Origin of the sequence: Natronospira elongata, from assembly GCF_034931365.1 — a bacterium.
In the GTDB taxonomy this organism is placed as follows: Bacteria; Pseudomonadota; Gammaproteobacteria; order Natronospirales; family Natronospiraceae; genus Natronospira; species Natronospira elongata.
The window spans coordinates 104,712-128,372 of the sequence record NZ_JAYGII010000006.1 but is presented as its reverse complement, the minus strand read 5'-3'; the positions used below and the strand labels follow the sequence as shown (position 1 = coordinate 128,372).

General features: G+C 62.9%; 21 protein-coding genes. 8 read left to right on the top strand and 13 right to left on the bottom strand.

Annotated features, from left to right (window positions below; translation table 11 throughout):
• From VCB98_RS04910 to VCB98_RS04900, 3 genes are all read right to left on the bottom strand, one after another.
• Entirely contained in the window at positions 1 to 645 is a 645-nt protein-coding gene (locus tag VCB98_RS04910) for a fumarylacetoacetate hydrolase family protein (RefSeq protein WP_346050789.1), read from the bottom strand.
• A complete protein-coding gene (gene ltaE, locus VCB98_RS04905) occupies positions 642 to 1,673 on the bottom strand; it encodes a low-specificity L-threonine aldolase (RefSeq protein WP_445353990.1) in 1,032 nt (343 codons plus the stop codon). Before ltaE ends, VCB98_RS04910 begins: the two co-directional genes overlap by 4 nt.
• A 122-nt stretch (positions 1,674 to 1,795) precedes the next feature.
• Positions 1,796 to 4,609: a hypothetical protein gene (locus tag VCB98_RS04900; RefSeq protein WP_346050787.1), complete on the bottom strand. Its 2,814-nt coding sequence runs from the start codon at positions 4,607 to 4,609 to the stop codon at positions 1,796 to 1,798.
• 166 nt (positions 4,610 to 4,775) lie between these two features.
• On the opposite strand from VCB98_RS04900, the gene VCB98_RS04895 reads away from it, so the two are divergent.
• Positions 4,776 to 6,143 (top strand): alanine/glycine:cation symporter family protein, encoded by a 1,368-nt coding sequence (locus VCB98_RS04895; protein WP_346050786.1) that lies wholly within the window; start codon positions 4,776 to 4,778, stop codon positions 6,141 to 6,143.
• Between the two features lie 55 nt (positions 6,144 to 6,198).
• Here VCB98_RS04895 and VCB98_RS04890 read toward each other — a convergent pair whose 3' ends face one another.
• A complete protein-coding gene (locus tag VCB98_RS04890) occupies positions 6,199 to 8,670 on the bottom strand; it encodes a CHASE2 domain-containing serine/threonine-protein kinase (RefSeq protein ID WP_346050785.1) in 2,472 nt (823 codons plus the stop codon).
• Positions 8,671 to 8,862: 192 nt separating this feature from the next.
• On the opposite strand from VCB98_RS04890, the gene VCB98_RS04885 reads away from it, so the two are divergent.
• A complete protein-coding gene (locus tag VCB98_RS04885; protein ID WP_346050784.1) occupies positions 8,863 to 9,534 on the top strand; it encodes a hypothetical protein in 672 nt (223 codons plus the stop codon).
• Positions 9,535 to 9,546: 12 nt separating this feature from the next.
• Here VCB98_RS04885 and VCB98_RS04880 read toward each other — a convergent pair whose 3' ends face one another.
• Positions 9,547 to 9,957 carry a hypothetical protein gene (locus tag VCB98_RS04880; RefSeq protein ID WP_346050783.1) on the bottom strand — a complete coding sequence of 137 codons (411 nt, stop codon included), beginning with the start codon at positions 9,955 to 9,957 and terminating at the stop codon, positions 9,547 to 9,549.
• A gap of 131 nt (positions 9,958 to 10,088) precedes the next feature.
• On the opposite strand from VCB98_RS04880, the gene rlmM reads away from it, so the two are divergent.
• The gene (gene rlmM, locus VCB98_RS04875; protein ID WP_346050782.1) at positions 10,089 to 11,156 is read left to right on the top strand and encodes a 23S rRNA (cytidine(2498)-2'-O)-methyltransferase RlmM; all 1,068 of its coding nucleotides are present in this window, start codon (positions 10,089 to 10,091) and stop codon (positions 11,154 to 11,156) included.
• 98 nt (positions 11,157 to 11,254) lie between these two features.
• Positions 11,255 to 12,085 (top strand): substrate-binding periplasmic protein, encoded by an 831-nt coding sequence (locus VCB98_RS04870; RefSeq protein ID WP_346050781.1) that lies wholly within the window; start codon positions 11,255 to 11,257, stop codon positions 12,083 to 12,085.
• A gap of 69 nt (positions 12,086 to 12,154) precedes the next feature.
• Here VCB98_RS04870 and VCB98_RS04865 read toward each other — a convergent pair whose 3' ends face one another.
• The 3 genes from VCB98_RS04865 to msrA form a co-directional block, all read right to left on the bottom strand.
• Positions 12,155 to 14,206 (bottom strand): M13 family metallopeptidase, encoded by a 2,052-nt coding sequence (locus tag VCB98_RS04865; protein WP_346050780.1) that lies wholly within the window; start codon positions 14,204 to 14,206, stop codon positions 12,155 to 12,157.
• A 187-nt stretch (positions 14,207 to 14,393) separates the two neighbouring features.
• Positions 14,394 to 14,804, bottom strand: coding sequence for a PilZ domain-containing protein (locus tag VCB98_RS04860; protein ID WP_346050779.1), 411 nt, complete (start codon positions 14,802 to 14,804; stop codon positions 14,394 to 14,396).
• A gap of 63 nt (positions 14,805 to 14,867) precedes the next feature.
• Positions 14,868 to 15,344, bottom strand: a complete 477-nt coding sequence (gene msrA / locus VCB98_RS04855) for a peptide-methionine (S)-S-oxide reductase MsrA (RefSeq protein ID WP_346050778.1) — start codon at positions 15,342 to 15,344, stop codon at positions 14,868 to 14,870.
• A 217-nt stretch (positions 15,345 to 15,561) separates the two neighbouring features.
• Here msrA and VCB98_RS04850 point away from each other — a divergent pair, with 217 nt between their 5' ends.
• A complete protein-coding gene (locus tag VCB98_RS04850; RefSeq protein ID WP_346050797.1) occupies positions 15,562 to 16,779 on the top strand; it encodes an NRAMP family divalent metal transporter in 1,218 nt (405 codons plus the stop codon).
• Here VCB98_RS04850 and VCB98_RS04845 read toward each other — a convergent pair.
• Together VCB98_RS04845 and VCB98_RS04840 are read right to left on the bottom strand one after the other, a co-directional pair.
• Entirely contained in the window at positions 16,776 to 17,039 is a 264-nt protein-coding gene (locus VCB98_RS04845; RefSeq protein ID WP_346050777.1) for a 2TM domain-containing protein, read from the bottom strand. The genes VCB98_RS04850 and VCB98_RS04845 overlap by 4 nt on opposite strands.
• An 80-nt stretch (positions 17,040 to 17,119) precedes the next feature.
• Positions 17,120 to 17,374, bottom strand: coding sequence for a PA2433 domain-containing protein (locus tag VCB98_RS04840; protein WP_346050776.1), 255 nt, complete (start codon positions 17,372 to 17,374; stop codon positions 17,120 to 17,122).
• A 225-nt stretch (positions 17,375 to 17,599) separates the two neighbouring features.
• Here VCB98_RS04840 and VCB98_RS04835 point away from each other — a divergent pair, with 225 nt between their 5' ends.
• Positions 17,600 to 18,529: a universal stress protein gene (locus VCB98_RS04835; protein WP_346050775.1), complete on the top strand. Its 930-nt coding sequence runs from the start codon at positions 17,600 to 17,602 to the stop codon at positions 18,527 to 18,529.
• A gap of 206 nt (positions 18,530 to 18,735) precedes the next feature.
• Positions 18,736 to 19,386 carry a lipopolysaccharide kinase InaA family protein gene (locus tag VCB98_RS04830; RefSeq protein WP_346050774.1) on the top strand — a complete coding sequence of 217 codons (651 nt, stop codon included), beginning with the start codon at positions 18,736 to 18,738 and terminating at the stop codon, positions 19,384 to 19,386.
• On the opposite strand, the gene VCB98_RS04825 is transcribed toward VCB98_RS04830, so the two are convergent.
• Both VCB98_RS04825 and VCB98_RS04820 read right to left on the bottom strand, forming a co-directional pair.
• Positions 19,383 to 20,294, bottom strand: coding sequence for an NAD-dependent protein deacetylase (locus VCB98_RS04825; protein WP_346050773.1), 912 nt, complete (start codon positions 20,292 to 20,294; stop codon positions 19,383 to 19,385). The two genes, VCB98_RS04830 and VCB98_RS04825, sit on opposite strands and share 4 nt — an antisense overlap.
• Positions 20,295 to 20,300: 6 nt before the next feature.
• Positions 20,301 to 22,379 carry an MltF family protein gene (locus VCB98_RS04820; protein ID WP_346050772.1) on the bottom strand — a complete coding sequence of 693 codons (2,079 nt, stop codon included), beginning with the start codon at positions 22,377 to 22,379 and terminating at the stop codon, positions 20,301 to 20,303.
• Between the two features lie 68 nt (positions 22,380 to 22,447).
• On the opposite strand from VCB98_RS04820, the gene VCB98_RS04815 reads away from it, so the two are divergent.
• Positions 22,448 to 23,377 carry a DMT family transporter gene (locus tag VCB98_RS04815; protein ID WP_346050771.1) on the top strand — a complete coding sequence of 310 codons (930 nt, stop codon included), beginning with the start codon at positions 22,448 to 22,450 and terminating at the stop codon, positions 23,375 to 23,377.
• On the opposite strand, the gene VCB98_RS04810 is transcribed toward VCB98_RS04815, so the two are convergent.
• Positions 23,374 to 23,640 carry a hypothetical protein gene (locus VCB98_RS04810; protein WP_346050770.1) on the bottom strand — a complete coding sequence of 89 codons (267 nt, stop codon included), beginning with the start codon at positions 23,638 to 23,640 and terminating at the stop codon, positions 23,374 to 23,376. The two genes, VCB98_RS04815 and VCB98_RS04810, sit on opposite strands and share 4 nt — an antisense overlap.
• Positions 23,641 to 23,661: the final 21 nt, after the last annotated feature.

Genomic DNA, 23,661 nt, shown 5'->3' with positions numbered 1-23,661 from the left:
TTACTCCAGTTGCCAGCTTGCCTGGTAGCGTTCGAAACCCAGTGGTGATCCCGGCAGGCCCTGCAGTTCTATTTCATCGCCGGCCTCAAGCGGGCCAACGCCGGCCGGGGTGCCGGTGAGCAGCACGTCACCGGCGCGGACAGCCCAATAGCATGATAAGGCGGAAAGCAGTTCTGGGGGCGAAAAAATCATGTCCCCAGCATCGCCCCGTTGCCGTTCTTCGCCATTGATTTTGGTGACAAAGGACAGCTCCTGGAAATGGCCGAGAACATGATCGTCTACTGGCAGGAATGGCCCCAGCAGACAGCTTCCGTCAAAGGCCTTGGCCACGTCCCAGGGCAGGCGACCCTGTTTGAGGCGGGCCTGCTCATCCCGCAGGGTCAGATCAACCGCAAGGCCGAGGCCGACAATGGGCCGCTCAAGTTCGCCGCTGAGCAAGAGGGCGATCTCGCCTTCATAGTCCACCCGCCCCAGGCCAACGGGCAAAGAAGCCGGGCCGGGAGCACGGCAGGCGCTGCCGGGCTTGAGGAATATCACCGGTTGCTGTGGACGCTCGGCGCCCATCTCCCGGGCATGATCGGCATAGTTGCGACCGACGCAGAAGATGCGGCTGGCATCAGTGACCGCAGGGTCTTGCCCGCTCATGCCGATCCCTTCGCCACGGGTGAGAGGGCCTCGCCAAACGCCGAGAGGGTGGCCTCGATGGCGGCATCATCCACGTCGAGATGGGTGACCAGACGCAGGGTGGTGGCGGGATTGACGATCACCCCTCGCTGCTTGAGTCGGGCAGCGAGTGTCGGGCCATCAACATCGGCAGGGGTGACAAAAATCATATTGGTGCCACTGCGCTCGATCCTGAGCCCGGCCCCCAGGGCCTCCAGCCCGTCGGCCAAGCGCTCGGCGCGGTGATGATCTTCGGCAAGGCGGTCCACATGGCGCTCCAGGGCAACAATGCCGGCAGCCGCAATGATCCCGGCCTGGCGCATGCCACCGCCCAGCACCTTTCGCCAGCGCCGGGCCTCGTGGATGAATTCGCGCCGGCCGCAAAGCAGCGAGCCCACAGGCGCACCCAGGCCCTTGGAAAGACAGAAAGAAACACTGTCGAACTGACGCGTGATGTGCTCCACCGGCAGGCGGTGATAGACAGCGGCATTGAAGACCCGCGCCCCATCCAGATGAAAGCCCAGGCCAAGCTCCCGCGCCAGGCCCGCCATGGTATCGATATAGTCCATGGGCAGGGGCCGCCCCCACCAGGTGTTTTCCAGGCACAGCAGGCGGCTGCGGGCGAAATGGGCATCATCCGGCTTGATGGCGGCGCGCACCGCCTCGGGATCCATCCGCCCGCCCTCGTCCAGGGGCAGGGGCTGGGGCTGGATGCCACCGAGCACCGCCGCACCACCGCCCTCGTACTGATAGGTGTGGGCATTGTGACCGACGATGTACTCGTCTCCACGCCCGCAATGGGCCAGCAGGGCGGCCAGGTTGCCCTGGGTGCCGGAGGGCAGGAACAAGCCCGCCTCCATGCCGGTCATTTCGGCGGCCAGGGCCTCCAGGCGACTGACGGTGGGATCTTCGCCATAGACATCATCGCCCACCTCCGCCTTGTGCATGGCCTCACGCATGGTCGCAGTGGGCCGGGTCACGGTGTCACTTCTCAAATCGATCACTGTCAGGGGCTCCATCAAGCCTGCCGGGACAGTGCCAAACCATACCATTCATCCGAAAACATCGCTGCAAGAAAAAAGAGGGGCACCCTTGGGTGCCCCTCTTCGTACAGCTCACGCCAAATAGCGGTTTACCAGTAAAGGGACAGGTCCTGATCGATACAGATCAGGCCCTGCCGAGTCTGCCCATCATAATAGTCGGCAGTTTGGCCTACCCAGTTGGAAACCACCATACAAACGACACCATCACTCCGTTCGGCGACATCAGCCACGGGGACAAGGTTGGCACCCGGGCCAGCAAGGAGCTCAAAATCCTCATTCACTGCACCCGAGTCCTTATCCACCAAAGCAATCCCGTCACGCTCCTGGCCATCCACTTCCAGGAAGTCGCCAGCGATGAATACACCCAGCGAGGTGGCACCAAGACCGAACTGGGCATCTAGATCCGAAGACGGATTCCACGGCTGAAGTACACCATCGGTGTTGAAGGCTGCAAAACCGTCACGGGGGGTACTATTGGCGGTGTCGAAATTGCCGGCCACGTAAATTATGCCGTCGTGGTAGCTGATATGCCTCACTGATCCGTCGAGCTCCGGTGACCAGGAGGTGACATTGCCATCGGCGTCGATGGCGGCGATATAATCGCGGGACTGCCCGTCCAGGGTGTCAAAATCACCACCCACATAGAGCACATCATCGGAGCCATCCATGGTCCCGATACTGCCACCCTCAGGATCAGGAAAGTCCGCCAGCACGTTGCCGCCGGCATCCAGGGCGACAAAACCATTGCGGTTGGTGCCATTGACCTCGGCGAAACTGCCACCCATGACGATGGCATCGCCCAGGGCGTGTAGCCGCGTAACCCGGGGGTTGGGGAGGGAGCTGCCATCCTCCAGCTCCAGATCAGGCTGCCAACCCAGATCAAAGGCCCCGGTAAGCCGATCAAAACGGGCCACCCCATCGACTCGAATCCCTTCAGCCGTGCGCTCGCCCAGGCTACCCACATAGATATAGTCATGAGTCTCCGCAAAGGCTGTGACCGTGGAACCCATGCCAGGCCCCCAGTCGCGAAACTCACCGGCCATATCCAGTGTGCCAATGCCACGGGGATCCTGCAGATCCCAGACCGTGCCCGTGGTCGCGAAAAGCAGGCGGTCGTCCTCGACAATCACCCGGCTCGCACCCCGGGGCAGACGCAACTCCGGCCCATCAAGCAGTGTTCCCTCCGGCGAGAAGAGAGCATAGTTTTTCTGCCGTTCGCCACCGATGTAGCGAAACAGCCCGGTAACCAGGATGTTGCCATCGATTTCCTGAATGTTAGACACCCCGACGGACCAGCCGAGGTTGCCATAGTTGGGCTGCGCCTCGGGCCAGTTCAGCTCATCACCGGTGTCGCGATCAAAAGCTTTCAGAGGCGTGGATAGGGATGGAAAGGGCGACTCCCCAAGATAGATGGCATCATCGGTGACGAGAAGAGCGCCGACCCAATTGAAGCCATGGTCAATCATCAGCGCCGACAAGTCACCATTTTCATCGATCCTGGCAAAACCATCCCTGGGCTCACCATCAACCTCGGTAAAATTGCCTGCCATGTAGACAGCACCATCCTCGGCAACCGTCATGTGGGAGATAGTCTCATCAGGATCGATCTGTGCGACCCAGCCCAGGAAGCTGCCGTCATCGGCGAAGCGGGCAACCCCTTCCTCCTCGTCGCCGGCAGTCATTTCCAGCGTCGTGACGGCGTAGATCTCGCCGTCGTGCATAGTCATCCGGTTAATGCTCGCATCATGGTCTAGCTCCCACGCCAGTACATCCCCTTGCCTGTTGAGCTTGGCGATCCCATCGACGTTGGCTCCGTTGATTGCGGTGAAACTACCGCGAACATAGAGCCGATCATCGTGAAACAGCAATTCGCTGACCATCCAACCATCTATATCTACTTGCCAATCACTGTCCAGGCGACCATCTTCGTCAACCCTGGCAAGCATCTGCCTTTCCTCTCCGTCGATGTAATCAAAGTCACCGGCGAGGAAATAGCCATCTTCACCATCGCTTACCATGGCACGAACCCGACCGCCCACCTTGGCAGTGGGCAGGGGCGTGTAGTGTTCCCGCTCCAGCGCCACAAAGCCCCCGCTCATGCGGGCACCAGCGGTCATTGACCCGCCGAAGAAGAGGTTGTCATCCTGATCAAACATCACGGCCCGGGCCCACATATCGGTCACCGGCGCCATGGGGCGGCTGCCGAACACGGGCCCGAAGCCGGCACCGTCTTCCTCCAGGGCAAAGTAATAGCGCTGGTCGTTGTCCAGCTCTTCCACCCGGTAGGGGGGCTCGATGTCACTGGCGCTGCCACTGCCATCGTGGGCGGAATAGTTTTCCGGGTCCATGTCGGGGTCGGTGGACCACACCAGGCTGTAGCTGGCGCCACCCGCCGCATCCCAATCGACTTCGACTGCCTGATTGCGGGGCTCGGCCCAGGCCTGGGCGACGGCTTCGGCGCTGCAGCTCACCTCGACGTCATCCACATCCTCGCCATCAATGACGCCACTGGCATTGTCGATCTGGCACTGCTGGCCATCCGGATGGCTGTCGACGGTGACCTCATAGCTGTCGCCATCGTCCAGGGTGGTTTCAAAGCTGAAGGCGCCATTGTCGCTCAGCGCCAGAAGATCATCGTCGTTGAGCAGCAGCTCCAGGGTGCCACCCGAAAGACCGCTGAGATTGCCGCCGACAGCGAAACCGTCGTCATCGTCGTCGTCATCACCATTGTCGTCGCCGTTGTCGTCATCGTCGCCGTTGTCGTCATCATCGCCGTTCTCCCCCGCATCGGAATCGTCGCTGCTGGACGAGCCCCCGCAGGCCGGCAGGATCACCGCCACGGCCAGTGACAAAATGAGCGCTGCGAGCAGACGCAGCAGATTCTCAGGATAGAGCTTTTCCATGACCCGCTCCCCTTCGGAAGGTACAGAGTTTTTGGTTCTATCCAGCTTGGAACAGCCGGTCCAACGCTGCCATCCCCCACGTGAGGCCCCCCGAGGCCCCAGATTTCGAGCCGAGCACGGGGAATGCTAGGCTCTGTGACGTTCGCACAGCCCGGGGAGCGAGAGCATGGAGACCATCGGCGAGGCCTTTCAGGCCCTGTCCGGCTTTCTTTGGGGGCCGCCGCTGATCATTCTGGTGGTGGGCGGGGGCCTGTACTTTCTGATCTACAGCCGCATGGGCCCCTACCGCTATTTCGGCCACGCCATCGCCATTCTGCGGGGCAAATATGATGATCCCGACGACCCCGGGGACATCACCCATGCCCAGGCCCTGTCGGCGGCACTCTCCGGGACCCTGGGGCTGGGCAATATCGCCGGGGTGGCGGTGGCCATCGGCATGGGCGGGCCAGGTGCGGTCTTCTGGATGTGGGTGACCGCCGTGGTGGGCGTGGCGACCAAGTTCTTCACCTGCACCCTGTCGATCATGTACCGGGGCCGGGACAGCATCGGCCAGCTCCAGGGCGGGCCCATGTACATCATCCGGGAAGGCCTGGGTGAACGCTGGCGCTGGCTGGCCGTCTTTTTCTGTGTCGTTGGCCTGTTCGGCACCCTGCCCATCGTGCAGATCAATCAGCTCACCCAGGTCGTGCGGGATGTGATCTTCGTGCCGGCGGAGCTGGTGGACCCTGACAATCACTTCACTTTCGATCTGATCTTCGGGCTGCTGGTGGCCGGTATCGTGGCTGCGGTCATTTTTGGCGGCATCAAGCGTGTCGGTTATGTGGCCGCCCGCCTGGTGCCGAGCATGGTGGCGGTGTATCTGCTCATGACCGCCGGGGTGCTGGCCGCCCATGTGGCCGATCTGCCCGGCCACCTGCTGTTCATCGTTCGCGATGCCTTCACCGCCGAGTCCATCGGCGGCGGGGTCCTGGGCATGATCACCATCGGGGTCATGCGCGGGGCCTTCTCCAACGAGGCCGGGATCGGCACCGAGGTGATGGCCCATGGGGCGGCAAAAACCAAGGAACCGGTGCGCGAAGGGCTGGTGGCGATGATGGGGCCGGTGATCGACACCCTGATCGTCTGCACCTGCACCGCCCTGGTGATCCTGGTCACCGGTGTCTGGCAGCAGGAGGATCTGGGCGGGGTGAGCATGACCGCCATGGCATTTGGCGATGTGCTACCCGGCGAGCTGGGGGCCTGGGTAATCGCTTTCGTGGTGCTGATCTTTGCCTCCAGCACCATGTTCACCTTCTGGTACTACGGCGCCAAGTGCCTGGGCTATCTCATCGGCGCGGAGCGCCAGCACTGGTACAAGTACTTTTATACCGCGCTGATCGTCGTTGGCGCGGTGGTCTCGCTGGAGGCGGTCTTCGGCATCATCGACAGCGCCTATGCGCTCATGGCAATCCCGACCATGACCGCCACCCTGTTGCTGTCCCCCAGAGTCCTGGCGGCGGCCCGTGACTACTTTCAGCGCCTGAAACGGGATTAGGGAACCTCTGATTAATTCATTCGCACCCGCAGCCAATGAATTAATCAGAGGCTCCTTAGGTCTTGCTCTTGGCCGGCTCGCCCTGGGTCTTTCTGGCCATGGCCACCACCTGTCGGCGACACTGGCGCAGGGCGGCGGCCATTTCCGCACCACTCTGGAAGCGGTCCTCGGGCTTCTTGGCCAGGGCCTTGTTCATGATCTGGCGGACGCAGGGCGGCAGATCCAGGCGCAGATGGGTCACGTCCGGGTGCTCTTCATTGGCGATCTTGTACATCAGGGTGGCCAGGGGCTGACCATCAAAGGGCAATTCGCCGCGCAGCATCTGATAGAAGGTCACACCCAGGGAGAAGAGATCGGAGCGACCATCTACCCGCCGGCCCAATACCTGCTCCGGTGACATATAGGAGGGCGTGCCAAGGATGGTCCCGGTCTTGGTCTTGCTGGCATCGGTGAGGCAGGCCACACCGAAGTCGGTAACCTTGATCCGCCGGGTGCGGCGATCATAGATCATGTTGGCCGGCTTGATGTCGCGATGGACCACGTTATGGCCATGGGCATAGTTCAACGCCTCGGCCACCTGGGTGACGATGTCGAAGACCGTGGGCACGGGCAGCAATTTGCCCGGCCGGGTGTAGCGCTGCAGGCTGGTGCCGTCCAGATAGTCCATGGCGATATAGGCCAGGTCGGCCTCCTCACCCACGTCGTATATGGTGACGATACTGGGGTGATTGAGGCGGCCGGCGGTCTCGGCCTCACGGAAGAAGCGGGCGGTCACCTGTTCCAGTTGTTCTCCCTCGAATTCCTCCGACAGGGCAACGGTCTTGACCGCCACCGTGCGGCCGATGCGGGGGTCCTTGCCCAGATAGACCACACCCATGGCGCCACGACCGATCTCCTTGTCGATCTCGTAGCGACCCAGCATGGGCTTTTGCATGCCATCCTCGGTCAGGACCAGGGAACGAACCCCGCCCCGGCCGCTACCCAGGGCCATCTTGCTTTCCAGCACCCCAAGCTTGCGGATCCGCGCATCCGCATCGGCAAAGCCGGGGGACAGCCTGGACAGGTGACGGAGAACACTTTGTGCCTTGGCAAACTGGCGGCGACGCTCGAAATCCAGGCCCAGGTCGTAGAGCTGGTCGAGGACGCGCTGATCTGGCTCACACTGTTTGAGCCGCTCAAAGGCGGCATCAAGCCGGCCCTGGGCCCGCCAGGCCTCGGCCAGTTGGCGATTGAGATCGGACAGGGTCTGCCGGAAATGGTGGTATCGATCGCTGAGGTACTGCTTCGCCCCCAGAGCGAAATGTCCCGACAGCAGGGCAACAACCGGCATGGCCAGGTCCAAACGCAACATGCGGGCCATGGGCAGCACCAACTGCAGATTGACCAGGATCACCGCCAACAGCAGTGTCAGGGCAACCCCAGTGGCCAACCCCACCCGGGGCAGGAGATAACCCAGATAGAGGGCCACCACGAAGAGCACGGCCCACGGCACCACGGCGACCCACACGGGCGCCGAATAGAGATCTCCGTTGATCAGGGCAGTGGCGTGCTGGGCCACGACTTCCATGGGACTGAGCACACCCCCCGTGGGACTGGGCATGGCCTGGGCCCACTGTTCGGACGAGGTGCCGATGATCACGGCGCGACCTTGCAGGCTGGCGGGATCAAAACGTTCCGAGAGGAGCAGATCGAGACTGACACGGGGCAGGGCCCGCTCGCCATCCAGAGAATAGAAATGAGGCTGAAAACGATAGCTGACATCAGTCACCACGCGCCGGCCACCAATCGCCAGGTCGCTGGGATCCTGGGTACGGATGTCAGCTGCCTCAGCACCGAGGATGTGGGCGGCAATATTCACGGACAGGGCGGGCAGAAAATGATCGTCGCTGCGCAACAGCGCGGGAGGTTCCCGGGATGCGAGGCGATCCTCCACCCGGGGCAGAAAACCGACCCCCGTTACCTCGCTGCTCAATCCCGGGTGAGCCGGGACGAGGCGCCCGGAGGGCAGCGCCGGCGTCGCCGCCATGCGACGCAGGATGCGGATATTGATCGGGTCTTCGATATTGGCGCTGACAGCGCTGTCGAGCATGTAGGGGGGAATCCAGTCCCTCGGCAGGGGTCCGCCATCGCTGCCACCAGTGGCGCTGCGATACGGCAGGCCCAACAGAACCGGGCCCAGACCCTCCAGGCGAGCCGCCAGAGTGGCATCAGCCACCGGACCTGCCAGGCCCCAATCCGGGGGCAGCACCAGGGCGGTAACACTGGCACCCGCGCCACGGGACATGCCCACCGCCTCACCCACGGCGGCGGCCAGACTGGTCCAGTCATCGAAGCGCTGCAGGCTACGGTCATCAATATCCACCAGCAGCACGGCCTCGCCGGGAGCCCTTTCCGGGGCCAGTCGCATGCCCCATTCAGCCAATTGCCCGTCCAGGCCGCGCCACAGGCCGGCGAGGCCGGCCAGGGCAACCAGCAGGACAACGGCGAAACCGATGAATCGATCGTTTTTGAAGGCCTTGCTCTGCAAGCTTCCCCCGGTCATCAATGCGGCCGCTGCCCTTCCGGTCAGCCGCCGCGGGACTCTACCCCCCGGACCACAGGCGTCACTATCCCACAAATTGCTGTTGGAACTCACGGGTCTGGACGCTGCCCTTGGTATATTACCTTGAGACGGATAAAGCAAACCCGCTTATCGCCAATCCCGGCCTGGAGGGCTGCCATGGGCGGATCGCCACGACGCATCACCGGCCTGTTTTCGGCTCTCTTGCTCCTGCCCATGCCGGCCCTGACGGAGCGAGGGGTTGCCTACGAGGCGCGGATTGAGAGCCAGACCCTGCGGCCCACGGTGGCCGATGAGGCGCGTCGCTTCAGCCTTCAGAGTGGGGTCATTGAGTTGCGGGAAGGCCTGACCGCCGGCTTATGGGGTGATCTGCGCCTGGGGCTGCCGTCAATGCGCTTTGAAGCCGCGGACACGGTTGAAACCCCGAGGTTGGGCGGCCACTTGCTGGGGTTCGGTCTGGGTGGTCGCCATCCGACCGGCAGCCCCCTGGCTCTGCGCTGGAATCTGGACCATGACTGGATGGCGGTCAGTGGCGGCCTGGGCGAGGGGGATGTCGAAGTGGACATGCGCCAGGGCCGCGCGGAGCTTGGCCTGGACTGGCAAGGCCGGCATCTGGGCATTGGCATTGGCGTTGCCCGCCACTGGCTGAACGGCGAAGAGACCCGCCGGGATGAGGACGGCCGCAGCGACAGGCGGCTTCAGTGGCGGCCGGACAGCCACGCCTATCTCAGCTTGTCACTGGAGATCGATGATGGCGGCTGGGTGGGAGTGCGTCACGATGCCATCGAGGGCGGGGGTGCCACGCGCCTGCTGTTCGGGCGCCGCTTTTGATGGTTTCCGGGATTACAGAGGCGGCAGATGATCTGCCAGCCACTGCTCGATTTCGCCACTGTCCTTGACGCTACGGGTGGTGGCCACCCGGTTGCCGTGCAGATCAAACAACACCAGCGTGACCGCATCCACGTCCTGGTTATCGGCAAAACGCTGGCCCCGAGGATGATTGAGATCGGCAACCAGATACAGCATGGCCTCGGGATGCTGATCCCGGACCCGAGCCAGATTCTCCATCAGGGTAACGCTTTCGACATAATTGTGATCATGGACAAGCACCACGGCCGGCTCACCGGTCCCCACCAGACTGAGATCGGTCTCAAATCCCGAGGGCAACATGCGTAGCAGCAGCCAGGCCAGCAACACAATGACCAACAGCACCAGGGGAACGGTGACAACACGGGGCAGGCGTTTGGCGGCCATGGCATTTCTCCAATCAAGCGTCTCGGCAATGGGGCCCTCCCGGGCTCGGGGCAGAACATTGCCCCAATCCGTGGCAAAGCTCAAGCACGGGGGGGCAAAACCATCCCGGCAAGTCAGCAGGAGAAACAGGGGTGAGTGACAATCCGATAACAAGACCGCCAGTGCATGCCTGGCTGGCCCACTGCCGCCCCGGCATGGAGTCAGCGGCTGCGGCGGAGCTGGACGAAAGGGCGCGGGCGGCCGGGATTGCCTCGGCCTATGCCATCGCCCGGCCGGGAGAGGCCTGGCTTAGACTGGTCTGCGCCGACCCAGCCGAGACAGCGGCCATGAACCGTCATCTACCGCAGGATTATCTGTTCCCGCGGCAGGTGCTGAGGGAATGGCATTGGCTGGAGGGGCTCCCCGGCAAGGACCGCATCAGCCCCATCATCGAAACACTGCCCGGCGGGAGTTGCTTTGGGGGCCTCCAGATCAGCGTCCCGGACAGCAATGCCGGCAAGGGCCTCTCCCGTTTTGTTCGGGCCTTCACTCCCGCCCTGCGGCGGGCGCTGAAGGACAAGGGTATCCGTCTGGATGCCGAGGGTGCCCCCGTGCTGCACCTGTTTTTTCCCGATTCCACTCGCGTTGCGGTGGGCAGCAATCAGGATCCGGCCGAGCCGGCCGGGGGCATTCAGCGTCTGCGGATGCCGTCGGCCGCGCCCAGCCGCTCCACGCTCAAACTGGAAGAGGCCTTGATCCGCTTGATGACGCCAGAGGAGCGGGAGACCCATCTGCAGCCTGGCATGACCGCCGTGGACCTGGGTGCCGCGCCGGGCGGCTGGAGCTGGCAGATGGTGCGCCGCCACATCCATGTCACGGCGGTGGACAATGGCCCCATGGCTAAAAGCCTGCTGGACAGCGGCCTGCTGGATCATGTTCGCGGCGATGGCTTCACCTGGCAGCCCGCCGCTCCTGTCGATTGGCTGCTTTGCGACATGGTCGACAAACCAGCGCGGGTGGCAGCCCGAATGGGCCAGTGGCTGCAGACAGGCTGGGCCCGAAGGGTAGTCTTCAACCTCAAGCTGCCCATGAAACGGCCCTGGCCGGTAGCCCGGGACCTGTTGGCCGAACTGCGCGCTCGGGCGGGAGCAGGCGCCAGCCTGCGGGCCCGCCAGCTATACCATGACCGCGAGGAAATCACTGTCCTGATATTGCCCTAGTCCCCTTGTGCTCTCACATCCCCGTTCTAAGCTATGAGTAAGGGCGGGGCACAGTGCCCTGGCCCAATGACTGACAATGACATGGTCCAGGAGGCGATATGAACAGAACAACAATGCATGGCCTGGCGTGGTGTCTCCTGCTCCTGTTCCTCATGGCCTGCGAGGCCCCGGATGAGAACGGAGCGGTGGATGACGACGCCGTGGCAGAGACCCCTGAGGCCACAACGGACTGTGAGCTGGTGATGGGCTGGGACCCCTGGGAGCCTTACCAATACCGCACCCCGACCGGCGAAGTCGCCGGCCTGGATGTGGAGCTGGTCAGCGCGGCAGCGGAAAAGGCCGGTTGCGAACTGGAGTATCACCAGGCGGATTTCGTATCCCTGCTGGCAGCCCTGCGAGACGGGGAGATCGACTTCATACCGGGTGCCACGCGCACGGCTGCCCGCGAGGAATTCGCCTATTTCAGCATCCCGTACCGGGATGAGACCTTCGCCATCTGGGTACGAGCCGAGGATCTGGACCTGTACCAGGATGAGAGCCTGGAAAGTCTGCTGCAACAACGGCGTCGGGTGGGACTGACGGAAGGCTTTCTCTATGGCGACGAGGCCGAAGCGGTGATCGCCAACCCGGACTACGAGCGCTACCTCACCAGTGCGCGGATTGGGGACATCAACCTCCTGCGCCTACTGGAGCATGACATTGACGCCCTGATCGAAGACCCCTTCGTGGCGGCGTCGGTGCAGCGACGCCTGGGCCTGGAAGACCAGGTGGCCCGACTGGAACAGGAGCTCAGCAGCGGCGAGGTAACACTGATGTTCAGCCGTGAATCCGTGGACCAATCCCTGGTCGAGCGCTTTGACGAGGCCCTGCAGGCACTGATTGAGGGCAATGTGCGGGACGAAATCACCACCCGCTACCAGACCCAGTAGATCCGCCGACCAAAAGAAAACCGCCACCCTTTCGGGTGGCGGTTTTTCATGCAAAGCCTCAAGCGGCTTTTACCAGATGTTGGCCCGCTCGTCCTCCGGCAGGTACATCGCATCACCGGGCTGCAGGTCGAAGGCCTCGTAGAAGCCCGGGATGTTGCGCAGCGTGGTATTGACCCGGAATTCCCCCGGTGAATGGGGGCGGGTCTGGAGGTGCTGACGCAGCGCTTCGTCGCGGAACTGGATGCGCCAGATCTGGCCCCAGCCCAGGAAGAAGCGCTGATCGCCGCTAAAGCCCTCGATTACCGGCGCCTCCTCTCCTTCCAGGGACAGCTGATAGGCCCGCCAGGCCACCCGCAGACCGCCATGGTCGGCGATATTCTCGCCCAGGGTGGCCTGGCCGTTGATGTTGACCCCCTCCAGCGGTTCCTCGGCATCGAACTGGTCCACCAGCACCTGGGCGCGGGACTGGAATTCCTCTTCGGAGCCCTCGGACCACCAGTCGCGAAGGTTGCCATCGCCATCCACACGGCGACCGGAGTCGTCAAAGCCGTGGCTGATCTCATGGCCAATGACCGCGCCAATGGCGCCGTAGTTGATGGCGTCATCGGCATCCACATCAAAGAAGGGGGGCTGCAGAATGGCAGCCGGGAAGACAATCTCGGTCATGGAAGGTGAATAATAGGCATTGACCGTCTGCGGGGTCATGAACCATTCGTCCCGGTCCACTTCCTGCCCCAAGCGCTCCAGCATGCGTCCGTATTCAAAGGCGCGGGAACGTTTGATATTGCCCACCAGGTCATCCGGATCGATTTCCAGGCCGTCGTAGTCCCGCCATTTGTCCGGATAGCCAATCTTGGTATTGAAGCTCTCAAGCTTGGCAAGGGCCTCGTCGCGGGTCTCCGGGCTCATCCAGGGCGATTCACGCAAGGTCTCCTCGAAGGCGATCATCAGGTTGTCCACCATCTCGGCCATGCGCTCACTGGCTTCGTCATCGTAATGACGCTCCACATAGAGCTTGCCGAGCTGAAAGCCGATCACCTGGTTGAGCACGTCGATACCACGCTCCCAACGGGGCTTCTGCTCTTCCAGTCCCTGAAGGACGCGCCCCGAGAAATCGAAGCGGGCCTCGACGAAATCGCTGGACAGATAATTGGCGTAGCTGGAAAGAACCCGCCAGCGGAGATAGTCCTGCCAGGTCTCGATATCGGTATCGGCGATTACCGAGGCAGCGGTTGCCAGATAGTCCGGCTGCCGAACCACCACCGACTCCACATCGTCGGCACCAATGTCGGCAATGAAGGCGGCCCAGTCGAAATCCGGCGCCAGTTCTCCGAGTTCGCTCACCGACTTGAGGTTATAGGTGGCCACCGGGTCACGGTTCTCGACCCGGGTCCAATGACCGTCGGCCAGACGGGTTTCGGTGTCCATGATGCGCTCGGCAGCGGCCGCAGGGTCCTCGTGACCGGCAAGCTCAAACATGCGCTCCACATGCTCAAGATAGGCCTCACGAACGTCCTGATTGCCGTCATCAAAGTAGAAATCCCGATCCGGCAGACCAAGCCCGGACTGGCTGAGGTAGGAGATATATTGGTCGGAGTTCTGGGCATCCTGGCGCACAAAGAAGCTGAACGGGCCGGAGACACCGTAAGCTGGCAGCTTGGCCAGCAGCCGGCGCAGCTCATCATGATCCTCGACCGCGTCGATGCGGGCGAACAGGTCTTCCAGCGGTTCCATCCCGAGTGCCTCAAGGGCGTCTTCATCCATGAAGCTCTGATAGAGATCGCGGATCATTTGCTCCGCTGAGCCGGTTTCGAGGTTCTCTCGCTCCGAGACCTCTTCCACCAGCTCACGCAAATGGGCCTCGGCCTGTTCACGCAGCTCGTCAAAACTGCCGTAGCGAGCACGATCGCTCGGGATATCGGTACGCTCCAGCCAACCACCGTTCACGAAGCGGAAGAAATCATCCTGGGGCCGAACATCGTGATCCATGTTGGCCATGTCCACGCCCAGCTCGGCTTCGCCCTTGGCCGGCTCAGGAGTCCGATCCCGGTCCTGGTCATCCTGGCCACAGGCGGCCAACAGGCCGGCGCAGAGCAAGACGCTCATTGTCTTGTGCATCATCTGGTCCTCATATTGTCATGCTTGAATGGATCTCACCCGGCATCACGGCGGGCAAAACGCAGCCATCCGCCGCCTGAGTGCGGTCAAAGCGACCCGAAGAGGGTAGCAGGACGGCCTACGACACCGATATGACTTCGGCACCGTGGATTGGTTTCATCGCGGGTTCAGGGGCGGGCGGGAGGACCAGCTAGTGCAGCCAGTCGTCGATAAACCGCTCGAGGTCGTCGTAGGTGTAATTTTCAAACCAGATATAGCGGAGCCCGATCCGGAAGCGCTCGCCATCATCGTCCCGGCAGGCCACCACCCGACAGCGGGCATCCACATTGGAATAGCGGCCATCCTTCAGAGGCAATTGCATCTGCACCCGCAATTCCTCGCCCCCAAGCTCCCCCCGCAGGACACTGTCAGGCAGGAGCTGCCGGGCGGTTTCATTGTTGCAAAGCAACTGCAGACCGGTCAGGGAAATATCCAGGGCAAGGGCCGGGTGGGCATGATCCCGCCCGTCCAGCACCTTGACCGGGTGCTGGGTGTCGATGCGCCCGAATACCCGGCGATCGTCGCCGCCGTCGGTATCTTCGCTACTGCTGATCTTGCCCATTGCTGCCTCCCATCCCTAATTCGGCCGTGACCCCCCGCCACGAAAACCGCCGCCGGCCGTGCTTCAAATGGCACAGCTCGACAGCCCCTTTTTTTCCAGATACCGCTGATGATACTCCTCCGCGCGGTAAAAGGTCGATGCCGGACTGATCTCGGTCACGATGGGGCGCTGGAAACGCCCGGATGCTTGCAGGGCCTGCTTCGCAGATTCTGCCGCCTGCCGCTGAGCCTCATCGTGATAGAAAATCGCCGATCGATACTGACTGCCTACATCCGGGCCCTGACGATTGAGGCTGGTGGGGTCATGCATCTCCCAGAACACCTCAAGCAGGGCCTGATAAGACACCTTCTCTGAATCATAGACCATCTGGACCACTTCAGCGTGCCCCGTCTCGCCGGAGCAAACGTCTTCGTAGCTGGGATTCTCGAAATCCCCACCCAGATAGCCGACCTGGGTGTCCAGCACCCCGTCAATCTCGCGGAAGCGGGCTTCCACGCCCCAGAAACAGCCGGCACCAAACGTTGCTTTATTCTCGCTCATGGGGAGATTGTCTCCATCCAAGGGCCCCAAAATCAAGGCTGCGGCAGAAAAACCCCGGCCTGGGGAGAGGCCGGATTTGCAGGCCGCGGCACCAATGCGCTTTACTTTCGCCTTTCGACCCGCAAGGGCCCGCAAAATTCCCCAGGGAGAAGTATCCGTGACGCAAGCGTCAGCCCAACCCCGTGCCTGGCTCCATGCCCTCGGCCCCGGTCTGCTGATGGCCGGCGCCGCCGTGGGCGTATCGCATCTGGTGCAGGCAACCCGGGCGGGGGCCGAATACGGCCTGCTGCTCCTGGGCCTGGTCCTTATCACCTGCCTGCTGAAATATCCCTTCCTGGAATTTGGTCCCCGCTATACCGCGGCGACGGGTGAAAGCCTGCTTGCCGCCTATCGCCGCCAGGGCCGCTGGGCTTTGTCCCTCTATGTCCTGATCACTGTGGGTACGATGTTCGTGATTCTGGCCAGCGTGACCCTGGTGACCGCCGGTCTGGCCAGCCGCCTGTTTGCACCCGAACTGGATACTGTGCTGATCTCCGCAATCATCCTGGCGGTATGCGGCCTGGTCCTGCTGCTGGGGCGTTTCCGGGGCCTGGACCTGAGCATGAAACTGATCATGTCCGTGCTGGCTGTCCTGACGCTGGCCGCAGTCAGTCTCGCCCTGCTCAATCCCGGCGAATGGACCGCGGAAACCGCAGCACCGCCGTTGTCCAGCCTCTGGACCGGCGCCGGCATTGCCTTCCTGCTGGCGTTGATGGGATGGATGCCCATCCCTCTGGATGTGGCCGCCTGGCACTCTCTATGGGCCATGGAGCGTAGCCGCAGCACCGGTCAGCGGGTCAGCGTCCGCCACGCCCTGCTGGATTTCAAGATCGGTTATGCCGGCGCCACCCTGCTGGCCGCCTGTTTCCTGGTGCTCGGCGCCCTGGTCATGTTCGGCAGCGGTGAGCGCTTCTCGGACAGTGCCGTGGCCTTCTCCAGCCAGTTCGCCCAACTCTACGGCCAGCTGCTGGGAGACTGGAGTGTGCCGGTGATTCTATTCACGGCTCTGGTGGTAATGTTCAGCACGACCCTGGCGGTCAGCGATGCCTATCCCCGCGTGCTCACCGCCCTGGCGGGTTTTCTGTTGCCGGGCCGGGAGATGAGCCCCGACAGCGGGCCAAGGGTGTATGTTGCCGCTTTTCTGCTGGTCGCCGCCGGCGCCCTGGTGATTATTCGCTACTTTGGTGGCGCCTTCACCACCCTGGTGGATTTCGCCACCACCGTCTCCTTTCTCTCGGCCCCCATTCTCGCCTGGCTCAACCTGCGAGCAGTGACCGGCCCCTGGATGCCGACAGCAGAGCGCCCCGGCCCCGTCCTCCGGGGACTGAGCTGGCTGGGTCTGGCATTCCTGGTGGGTTTTTCGCTGGCCTGGATCGGCTGGCGGCTGAGCGGCTAGCGGCGACTGCGGTCCCGCAGGCGATCCTCATCCAGCAGGCGCATCACACGGGCGAAGGGATTTAGCAGGGAAATGCCGTGCAGACCGAGGCCGAACAGCCAGAACAGCAGCAGCCAGTTGATCCAGGTCTGAGACTCGCCCGCCAGCCACTGGAACAGCAGCAACAGACCGGCGGAGGGCACAAAGATCAGCAGGTGGATCAGAAAATCACGCAGGGCCCGGGCCCGAACTTCCGCCTGCTTGTAGGGATTGTCTTCCACCGCACCCTGTCCTCATATCTCGGGCCACGCTGAGAATCGGTCCCCGGCAGACTGCCGGGGACCCGCACCGGCCGGGCTGATCAGCCGCCGCTCTCAATCAGAGACAGGGCCTCGTCCAAGAGGGCGATGGCCGTGTCGTGATCGCCCTCTTCGTGATGGCGCATGCCCTCGTCCCGCAACGACTCGATTTCCGTCACGGTTTCATCGGAAAGGCCCATCTCCTCCGCCATTTCGAGGGATTCGTTGATCATATCCTCGTAAGCCGGGCAGGTATGAGCCCAGGCCAGTGCCGGCAAAGCCATGAGGACCATGAGGATCAGCATTCGCTTGATCATGGACTACCTCCTTCTTCATCCACGTGGACCCCCTCCACCGGTAACAGCTTCTCACTTCCGCCGTCCGCACTCAAATGCCGACCGAATCACGGCTCGCTTGATGCAGATCAATCTGGTTTCCCTGAACCACGAATAGTATCTTGGGAAAGAGAATTCGAATATGAACCGGACCTCGCTGCTGGGGCAGTGATGGCCCGGGAAACAATGCCGAAGGAGAACCCAGCCATGAAGACCAGTCGCATACTCGCCATCCTCGACCCGTCCCTGGACAAGAACCGGGCGGCACAGCGAGCCCTGGCCATGGCCCGCGACCACGGTGCCAGCCTCACCCTGGCGGTGTTCGAGGACCACCAGACGATTGTGGAATCCGGCTTGATGGGGGATGCCCTGACCCGTCAGGCCATCGATATCTGGGAGCAGGAGACGGCCCAGTGGCTGAACAACCTGGCTGACTCCCTGGGGGAAGATGGCATTGAGATCGAGACCCGTGTGAAGACCGGTCGACCATTGGCGGACAAGGTCCTGGAGACAGTGGCGGAGGGCGACTACGACCTGGTGGTCAAGGACTGCGACGCCGGCTCCCGTCTGTCGCGCGCCTTTTTCACCCCTTTGGACTGGCACCTGTTGCGCCGCTGCCCGGTCCCCCTGATGCTGGTCAAGTCCACCAGCAAGGACAAGCCCGGACGTATCGCCGCTGCGGTGGACCCCTTCCATGAGCGCGGCAAGCCGGCGGAACTGGATGAACGCATTCTGACCACCGCCCAATCCCTGGCCAAGCACTATGAGGCGCGGCTGGATGTCATTCACGCCTGCCAGACCCAGCCCCTGGGGGCCAACTCACCTATTGAAGGTCCTGCGCTGCAATTCGAGAAGGTCCGTGAGGAAATCGCCACTCACCACCGCAATGCCCTGCGGCAACTCACTGACCGCTTCGACGTTGACCCCAGCCACGCCCATTTCATCGATGCCACCGCGCGCCGTGCGATTCCCGATTTCACCCGGGAACAGGGCGTGGATCTGCTGGTGATGGGCACGGTCACCCGTAAGGGCCTGACCCGCCTGATCATGGGCAGTACCGCCGAGGCCATTCTCGGCAACCTGGAATGCGACGTCCTGGCGATCAAGCCGGAGGGCTTTGCCGCCGCGACGAAGTAGGCAGGCCGCCTTCTGCAAGCAAGGGCCGCCGCCACGGCCCTTGCTTTTTTTGTAACGACACCCGCCCTGACCGGGTCTATCCGCCAACGTCCTGGCGGAGAAACCTCGTGACCCCGGTTCAACAGATAGATCCAATTGACTGCAATCACTCGAGAGTACAGAAGCTGCTTGCCCGGCTCGCCCGTGGCGATGACTGCAGGACCCGCGTGGTCAAGCTGAACTGCCCCGAAGGCCTCCCCCTGTTCATCAAGGCCATGCCCATCTGTCGCCTGCGCGACCGAATCAAGCACCGGCTCCGACCACCCCATCATGCTCGGGAGATGGCCCAGAGGCTGCAGGCAGCCGGACTCGACTCGGCGAGTACCGAGTCCTGTGGCATTCTGCGGGCAAGATCTCAGCCACGCCCCCTCGCCTATGTGGTCACCCGTGATGTGGGCGGCGTACGACTGGACCAATGGCTGAAGCAGGTGGGCACGGAAATGCCGCGTTTGAGGTTATTGCTGCATTCCATGGGAAGGGTCTTCGGGCGCCTGCACAAGGCCGGGATTCATCACCAGGACCCGCGCTGCCACAATTTTTTTGTTCACTTCAACCACTATGACCAGACAGAGCCACGGCTCTCGCTGATTGACCTCGAGGGGCTTTATCCCCTGCCGATCATCCCCCGGGCAATGCTGGGCAATCGATTACGGAGTTTCTGGCAGGACATGGACTTCCGCCTGGGGAGTCCCAATTGGCTGCAAATGCCGTCAGCCAGGCGGGCCCTGATTGACGGCCTCGCTGGCCAGGTCCCGGACCTGGGGGCCTGGGCGCAAGAGCAGCCCAGCCTATTCACCCCAAGCCCGAGGCTGAACTAGCGATCCTTGCCAAACACCTTGGGCGCGGCCAATCTTTCACCCACCGTGGCCAGGACCTGATGACAGGAGGCCTCCACCTTGAAACGGAGGAGGTCATCGGCGCGGGTGCGGCCCTGATTGACGGCGACCACGGGCAGGCCTGCCAGGGCCGCTTCCCGGGCGAATCGGAAGCCGGACCATACGGCCAGCGATGAGCCGACTATCAGCAGGGCATCACAATCACCGAGCAAGGCACGAACCCGCTCCACCCGCTGTGCAGGGACGTTCTCGCCGAAGAAGACCACATCCGGCTTGAGAATGCCGCTGCACTCGGGGCAATCAATAAAGTTGAACCCCCGGTGCGCGGCCTCATCCAGTTCCGCATCACCATCCGGGTTGATGCCCTCAACCCGGGCCTGCCAGCCTGGATTACAGGCATTCAGCTCAGATTGCAGTGCATCCCGACCCAGTTTCAGACCGCAGTGCTGGCAGAGGACGCGAGACAGGGTCCCGTGCAGCTCCACCACGTCCGAGGAACCCGCACGCTGATGCAGGCCATCCACGTTCTGGGTCACCAGGCCGCCCAGCAGTCCGGCCGATTGCAGCTCGGCCAGGGCCCGGTGGGCGGGGTTAGGGCGGGCGGCCTGCATGCGCGGCCAGCCCAGATAACTCCTGGCCCAATAGCGACGACGGGTGGACTCGCTGGACATGAAGGCCTGGTACTGGATGGGTTGCCGCCGGGTCCAGCGGCCATGGGCGTCGCGATAGGCGGGAATGCCGGAATCCGTGCTGCACCCGGCCCCACTCAGCACCAGAGTGCGGGGGTGAGCTTCCAGAAAGCGGACCAGGGTCATCACATCGCCCCTATCCACTCTGGCCGCTGGCCAGGATCGAAACTCGGGGATGCGCGGGTTGATGACACTGGCCATGAAGTTTCAGTCCTCGGTCAGGCTGACATAGGCCCGGTAACGATCACGAATATGGCGGACGTAGTGGTAGGGTTCGCGCCCCCGAACATAACCATGCCGGGCCTGCTGGTGATAGCGAGGCTCGGATAACAGCAGCATGGCCTCCTCCACGTTACCGAACCAGCGATCCGGATCCCAGCCCTTGCTGGCCGCCAACCGGCGGGCATCACGAACGTGGCCGATGCCGGCATTATAGGCCGCCAGGCTGAACCAGGTGCGTTCGTCCACGGGCAGGCGATCCGGGAAGCGATCACGCAACCAGTCCATATAGCGGGTACCGGCGTGAACGCTTACCTCGGGATCATCCAGGGGCGACATGCCCAGTTCCCGCCCGGTTCGCGGCATGACCTGCATCAAACCCCTGGCACCGACCCAGGATACCGCCTCGGGATCAAAACGGGATTCCTGATACATCTGGGACAGAATCAGGCGCCAGTCAAAGTCATAGCGCTCAGCGTATTCCCGGACCAGCTCATCCCAGGGCGACAGTTCACCCCCATCCATGGGCCCGATCCGCCCGGCTCGGTGAGCCCGAATCCGGCTGTCATCCTCGAAATAGCGACGATAGAAAATGTTGTAGTGCAAGCCCCGATACTCGGCATCCCAGAAACCATTGATCGCCGCCAACAGCCGGGGGGTGTCCTCGCGAACCGCCCAGCCATGGGCCACTGGCTCGCCCAGTGCCAATACCCCATGAACATCATCACGGGTCGTCATCTTGGATTGCAGGATGTGACTGTCGGCAACGGTCAGGTCGAATTCTCCGGTCGCCACCCGGGCAATGATTTCCTCGGTCTCCATATTGGCCGGGACAGTGGCCAATTCCAGTTCGATACCCTCCTCGACAAGGGCCTGAGCCGTCCCCCAATAGCTGCTGGCGCGGCGCAAATGAAGGGTACGTCCGGCCAGGTCCTCGGGCGAATCCAGAGGTGCCTCGCCCTTGCGAGCGACGACCGTTTCGGTGGCGTAATGGTAGGGGCGGGAAAAACGGATGCCTCTGGCCTCACGCTCATCCGTGCGGGTCAGGAAGGCGGCGATCATGTCGCCACGACCTTCCTTCAACATGGGAATCATGTCCTCGTGATCACGGGCCACGACCATCTGCAGGCGAACACCAAGGGCATCGGCAAAGCGTTTTGCCAATTCGTATTCAAAACCGACCAATTCTCCCCGATAGAGGTAGTAGCTGGCCGCATTGTTGCGCGTGATCACCCTGAGCACGCGACGCTCACGGATGCCCGCCAGATCATCCCGGTGGGCCTCGATCTCCGACCGGGTCAGGCGTTCACGGGTGAGGAAGCGGTTGAGGCTGCGCTCGAGCTCCGGATTGTCCGGACGCACCGCCCAGGCCAGCGGCCGCGAGTCGCCCAGGGGGAACTGGCGGCGCAGCTCCGTCCGATAGTTTTCAACAACGTCCAGCACGTTGCTGTCCTGGATGGCGAAATCAAACGCCCCCTCTGCCAGTTCATCCAATACATCGTCACTGCTGTGGGTGGCAGGCAGGGGGATCAACTCAATACCTTCACGGTCCGCAAGACGTGATTGGGCCACTTCCCAGAAAGCCGTGTCCCGCATCACCCCCACTCGATGCCCGAACAGGGCCTCCACCGAATCCGCTTGCGGGCCATCGGCCCGACCCACCACCAACTCCCGTGTCTGGTCCAGACCGACCGTGAAATTCACCTGATCACGGCGATCAGCGGTGGCAGTCATGTTGGCGGCGATCAGATCACCGCGGCCGTCCAGGAGTGCAGGGATCAAATCACCATAATCATCCAGGGGCACAATCACGGGCTCCAGGCCGCGAGACCGGGCGTAGCGCTCGGCCATCTGGCGTTCCAGATCAAAGGGATATCCGTCCCTGGGGAGATAATCCTCGGCTCGTCGATGGACCAGGATGCGCAATTGGCCGCGACTCTCCAGGGCAGGGAGATCGCCGGTCTCCACATAGCCACCGCCATTGCCTGTGGGCGTGGGCGCCTCGTCCGAGCGCTCGCAGCCAACCACAAGCAAGCCCATGGCGAATACGACTAACCCTCTCAACATGCCATCCCCTCCCTGTGTCTCTCCCTTGTATAGTGGCAGCTAAATATTTTCTGGCAAGGATGATCAGCATGGCCCAGCCCAGGACCCTCACTTCCCCCTCGCCGGCGATGGCGGGTGCCCTGCTGGTAGCCGGTGCCGCCTGCCTCTGGGGAACGGCAGGCGTCGCCTCACGCTGGATCTATGAGTCGGAAACCGCCACCGCCCTTGAGATCGGTTTCTGGCGCATGGGCCTGGCGGCCCCACTGCTCCTGGCGCTGGCAGCGATCATCGCTCCCCGCAGGCCAGTCGAGGGACTGCGTCCCCTGGGCCTGACTCTGCTGATGGGTCTCTGCCTGGCCGGCTTCCAGGCCGGCTATTTTTCCGCCATCGCGGCGACCGGCGTGGCCATGGCAACGCTGCTGGCGATCTGTACCATTCCCATTCTCACCGCCCTGATGGCCTGGCCAGTCTACGGCGAGGCACCGTCCGCGCGAGTGGGCATGGCCCTGCTGGCGGCAGTGATCGGCATGATCCTGGTCGTGAGTGGCAGTGGCGGCCCTGAGCTGCCGGGTGCGGCAGGGCTGCGTCTTGGCCTGCCCATGGCATTGGCAGCGAGTTTCTGCTTCGCGGTACTGACCCTGGCGGGTCGTGGGCTGCCGGCAGAGCAGGACCCACTGTGGACCACTGCCCTGAGCCTGACCGTGGCGGCCGTGGCATTGGCCGTGGTGGTCATGCCGGGGAACTGGGCCTTGCCGCCCAACCAAGGACCCACGTGGCCGGCACTGGCCTGGATTGCCCTGATGCCCACCGCAGTGGCCTACGTCCTGTTCTATGCGGGCCTTCGGCTGGTCAGCTCCGGGACGGCGGGCCTGCTGATTCTGGCAGAGCCGCTGACGGCCAACATTCTGGCCTGGCTGCTCCACGGCGAACGGCTGGGGGGCTGGGGGTGGCTGGGCGCAGCGCTGCTGCTGGCTGCCATGGGGCTGGCGGTCAGTCGCGAGAGACAGGGACGCACCTAGTCCCTTAACGGCTCACTGCGGGGTTCGGACAGGGCGCCAGTGGACCAGACGGGCCGGGCACCGATAAGGTAGACAAGCAACCCGCTCAGCCCAAGACCACCGAAGACCAGATAGGCCTGGGCAATACCTTCCAGCCGGGGTAGAAAGATCAGGGCGACCACACTCAAGGCCACGCCCGACAGCATCAGCGCCAATCCTCGCGCAAACAGCAAATTGGCATCACGATCCCTGTGAAGAGCGCCATCATTAAGCCCTTCTGACATGTTTGCTCCCGTGTATCATGC

Coding starts and splice junctions, on each gene's coding strand:
- VCB98_RS04885 (WP_346050784.1), top strand. CDS start 8,863: ATGGGCGGATCGCCACGACGCATCACCGGCCTGTTTTCGGCTCTCTTG.
- VCB98_RS04850 (WP_346050797.1), top strand. CDS start 15,562: ATGGCCGGCGCCGCCGTGGGCGTATCGCATCTGGTGCAGGCAACCCGG.
- VCB98_RS04880 (WP_346050783.1), bottom strand. CDS start 9,957: ATGGCCGCCAAACGCCTGCCCCGTGTTGTCACCGTTCCCCTGGTGCTG.
- VCB98_RS04815 (WP_346050771.1), top strand. CDS start 22,448: ATGGCCCAGCCCAGGACCCTCACTTCCCCCTCGCCGGCGATGGCGGGT.
- VCB98_RS04895 (WP_346050786.1), top strand. CDS start 4,776: ATGGAGACCATCGGCGAGGCCTTTCAGGCCCTGTCCGGCTTTCTTTGG.
- VCB98_RS04825 (WP_346050773.1), bottom strand. CDS start 20,294: ATGGCCAGTGTCATCAACCCGCGCATCCCCGAGTTTCGATCCTGGCCA.
- VCB98_RS04820 (WP_346050772.1), bottom strand. CDS start 22,379: ATGTTGAGAGGGTTAGTCGTATTCGCCATGGGCTTGCTTGTGGTTGGC.
- VCB98_RS04870 (WP_346050781.1), top strand. CDS start 11,255: ATGAACAGAACAACAATGCATGGCCTGGCGTGGTGTCTCCTGCTCCTG.
- VCB98_RS04860 (WP_346050779.1), bottom strand. CDS start 14,804: ATGGGCAAGATCAGCAGTAGCGAAGATACCGACGGCGGCGACGATCGC.
- VCB98_RS04910 (WP_346050789.1), bottom strand. CDS start 645: ATGAGCGGGCAAGACCCTGCGGTCACTGATGCCAGCCGCATCTTCTGC.
- VCB98_RS04840 (WP_346050776.1), bottom strand. CDS start 17,374: ATGATCAAGCGAATGCTGATCCTCATGGTCCTCATGGCTTTGCCGGCA.
- VCB98_RS04865 (WP_346050780.1), bottom strand. CDS start 14,206: ATGATGCACAAGACAATGAGCGTCTTGCTCTGCGCCGGCCTGTTGGCC.
- msrA (WP_346050778.1), bottom strand. CDS start 15,344: ATGAGCGAGAATAAAGCAACGTTTGGTGCCGGCTGTTTCTGGGGCGTG.
- VCB98_RS04900 (WP_346050787.1), bottom strand. CDS start 4,609: ATGGAAAAGCTCTATCCTGAGAATCTGCTGCGTCTGCTCGCAGCGCTC.
- VCB98_RS04835 (WP_346050775.1), top strand. CDS start 17,600: ATGAAGACCAGTCGCATACTCGCCATCCTCGACCCGTCCCTGGACAAG.
- VCB98_RS04810 (WP_346050770.1), bottom strand. CDS start 23,640: ATGTCAGAAGGGCTTAATGATGGCGCTCTTCACAGGGATCGTGATGCC.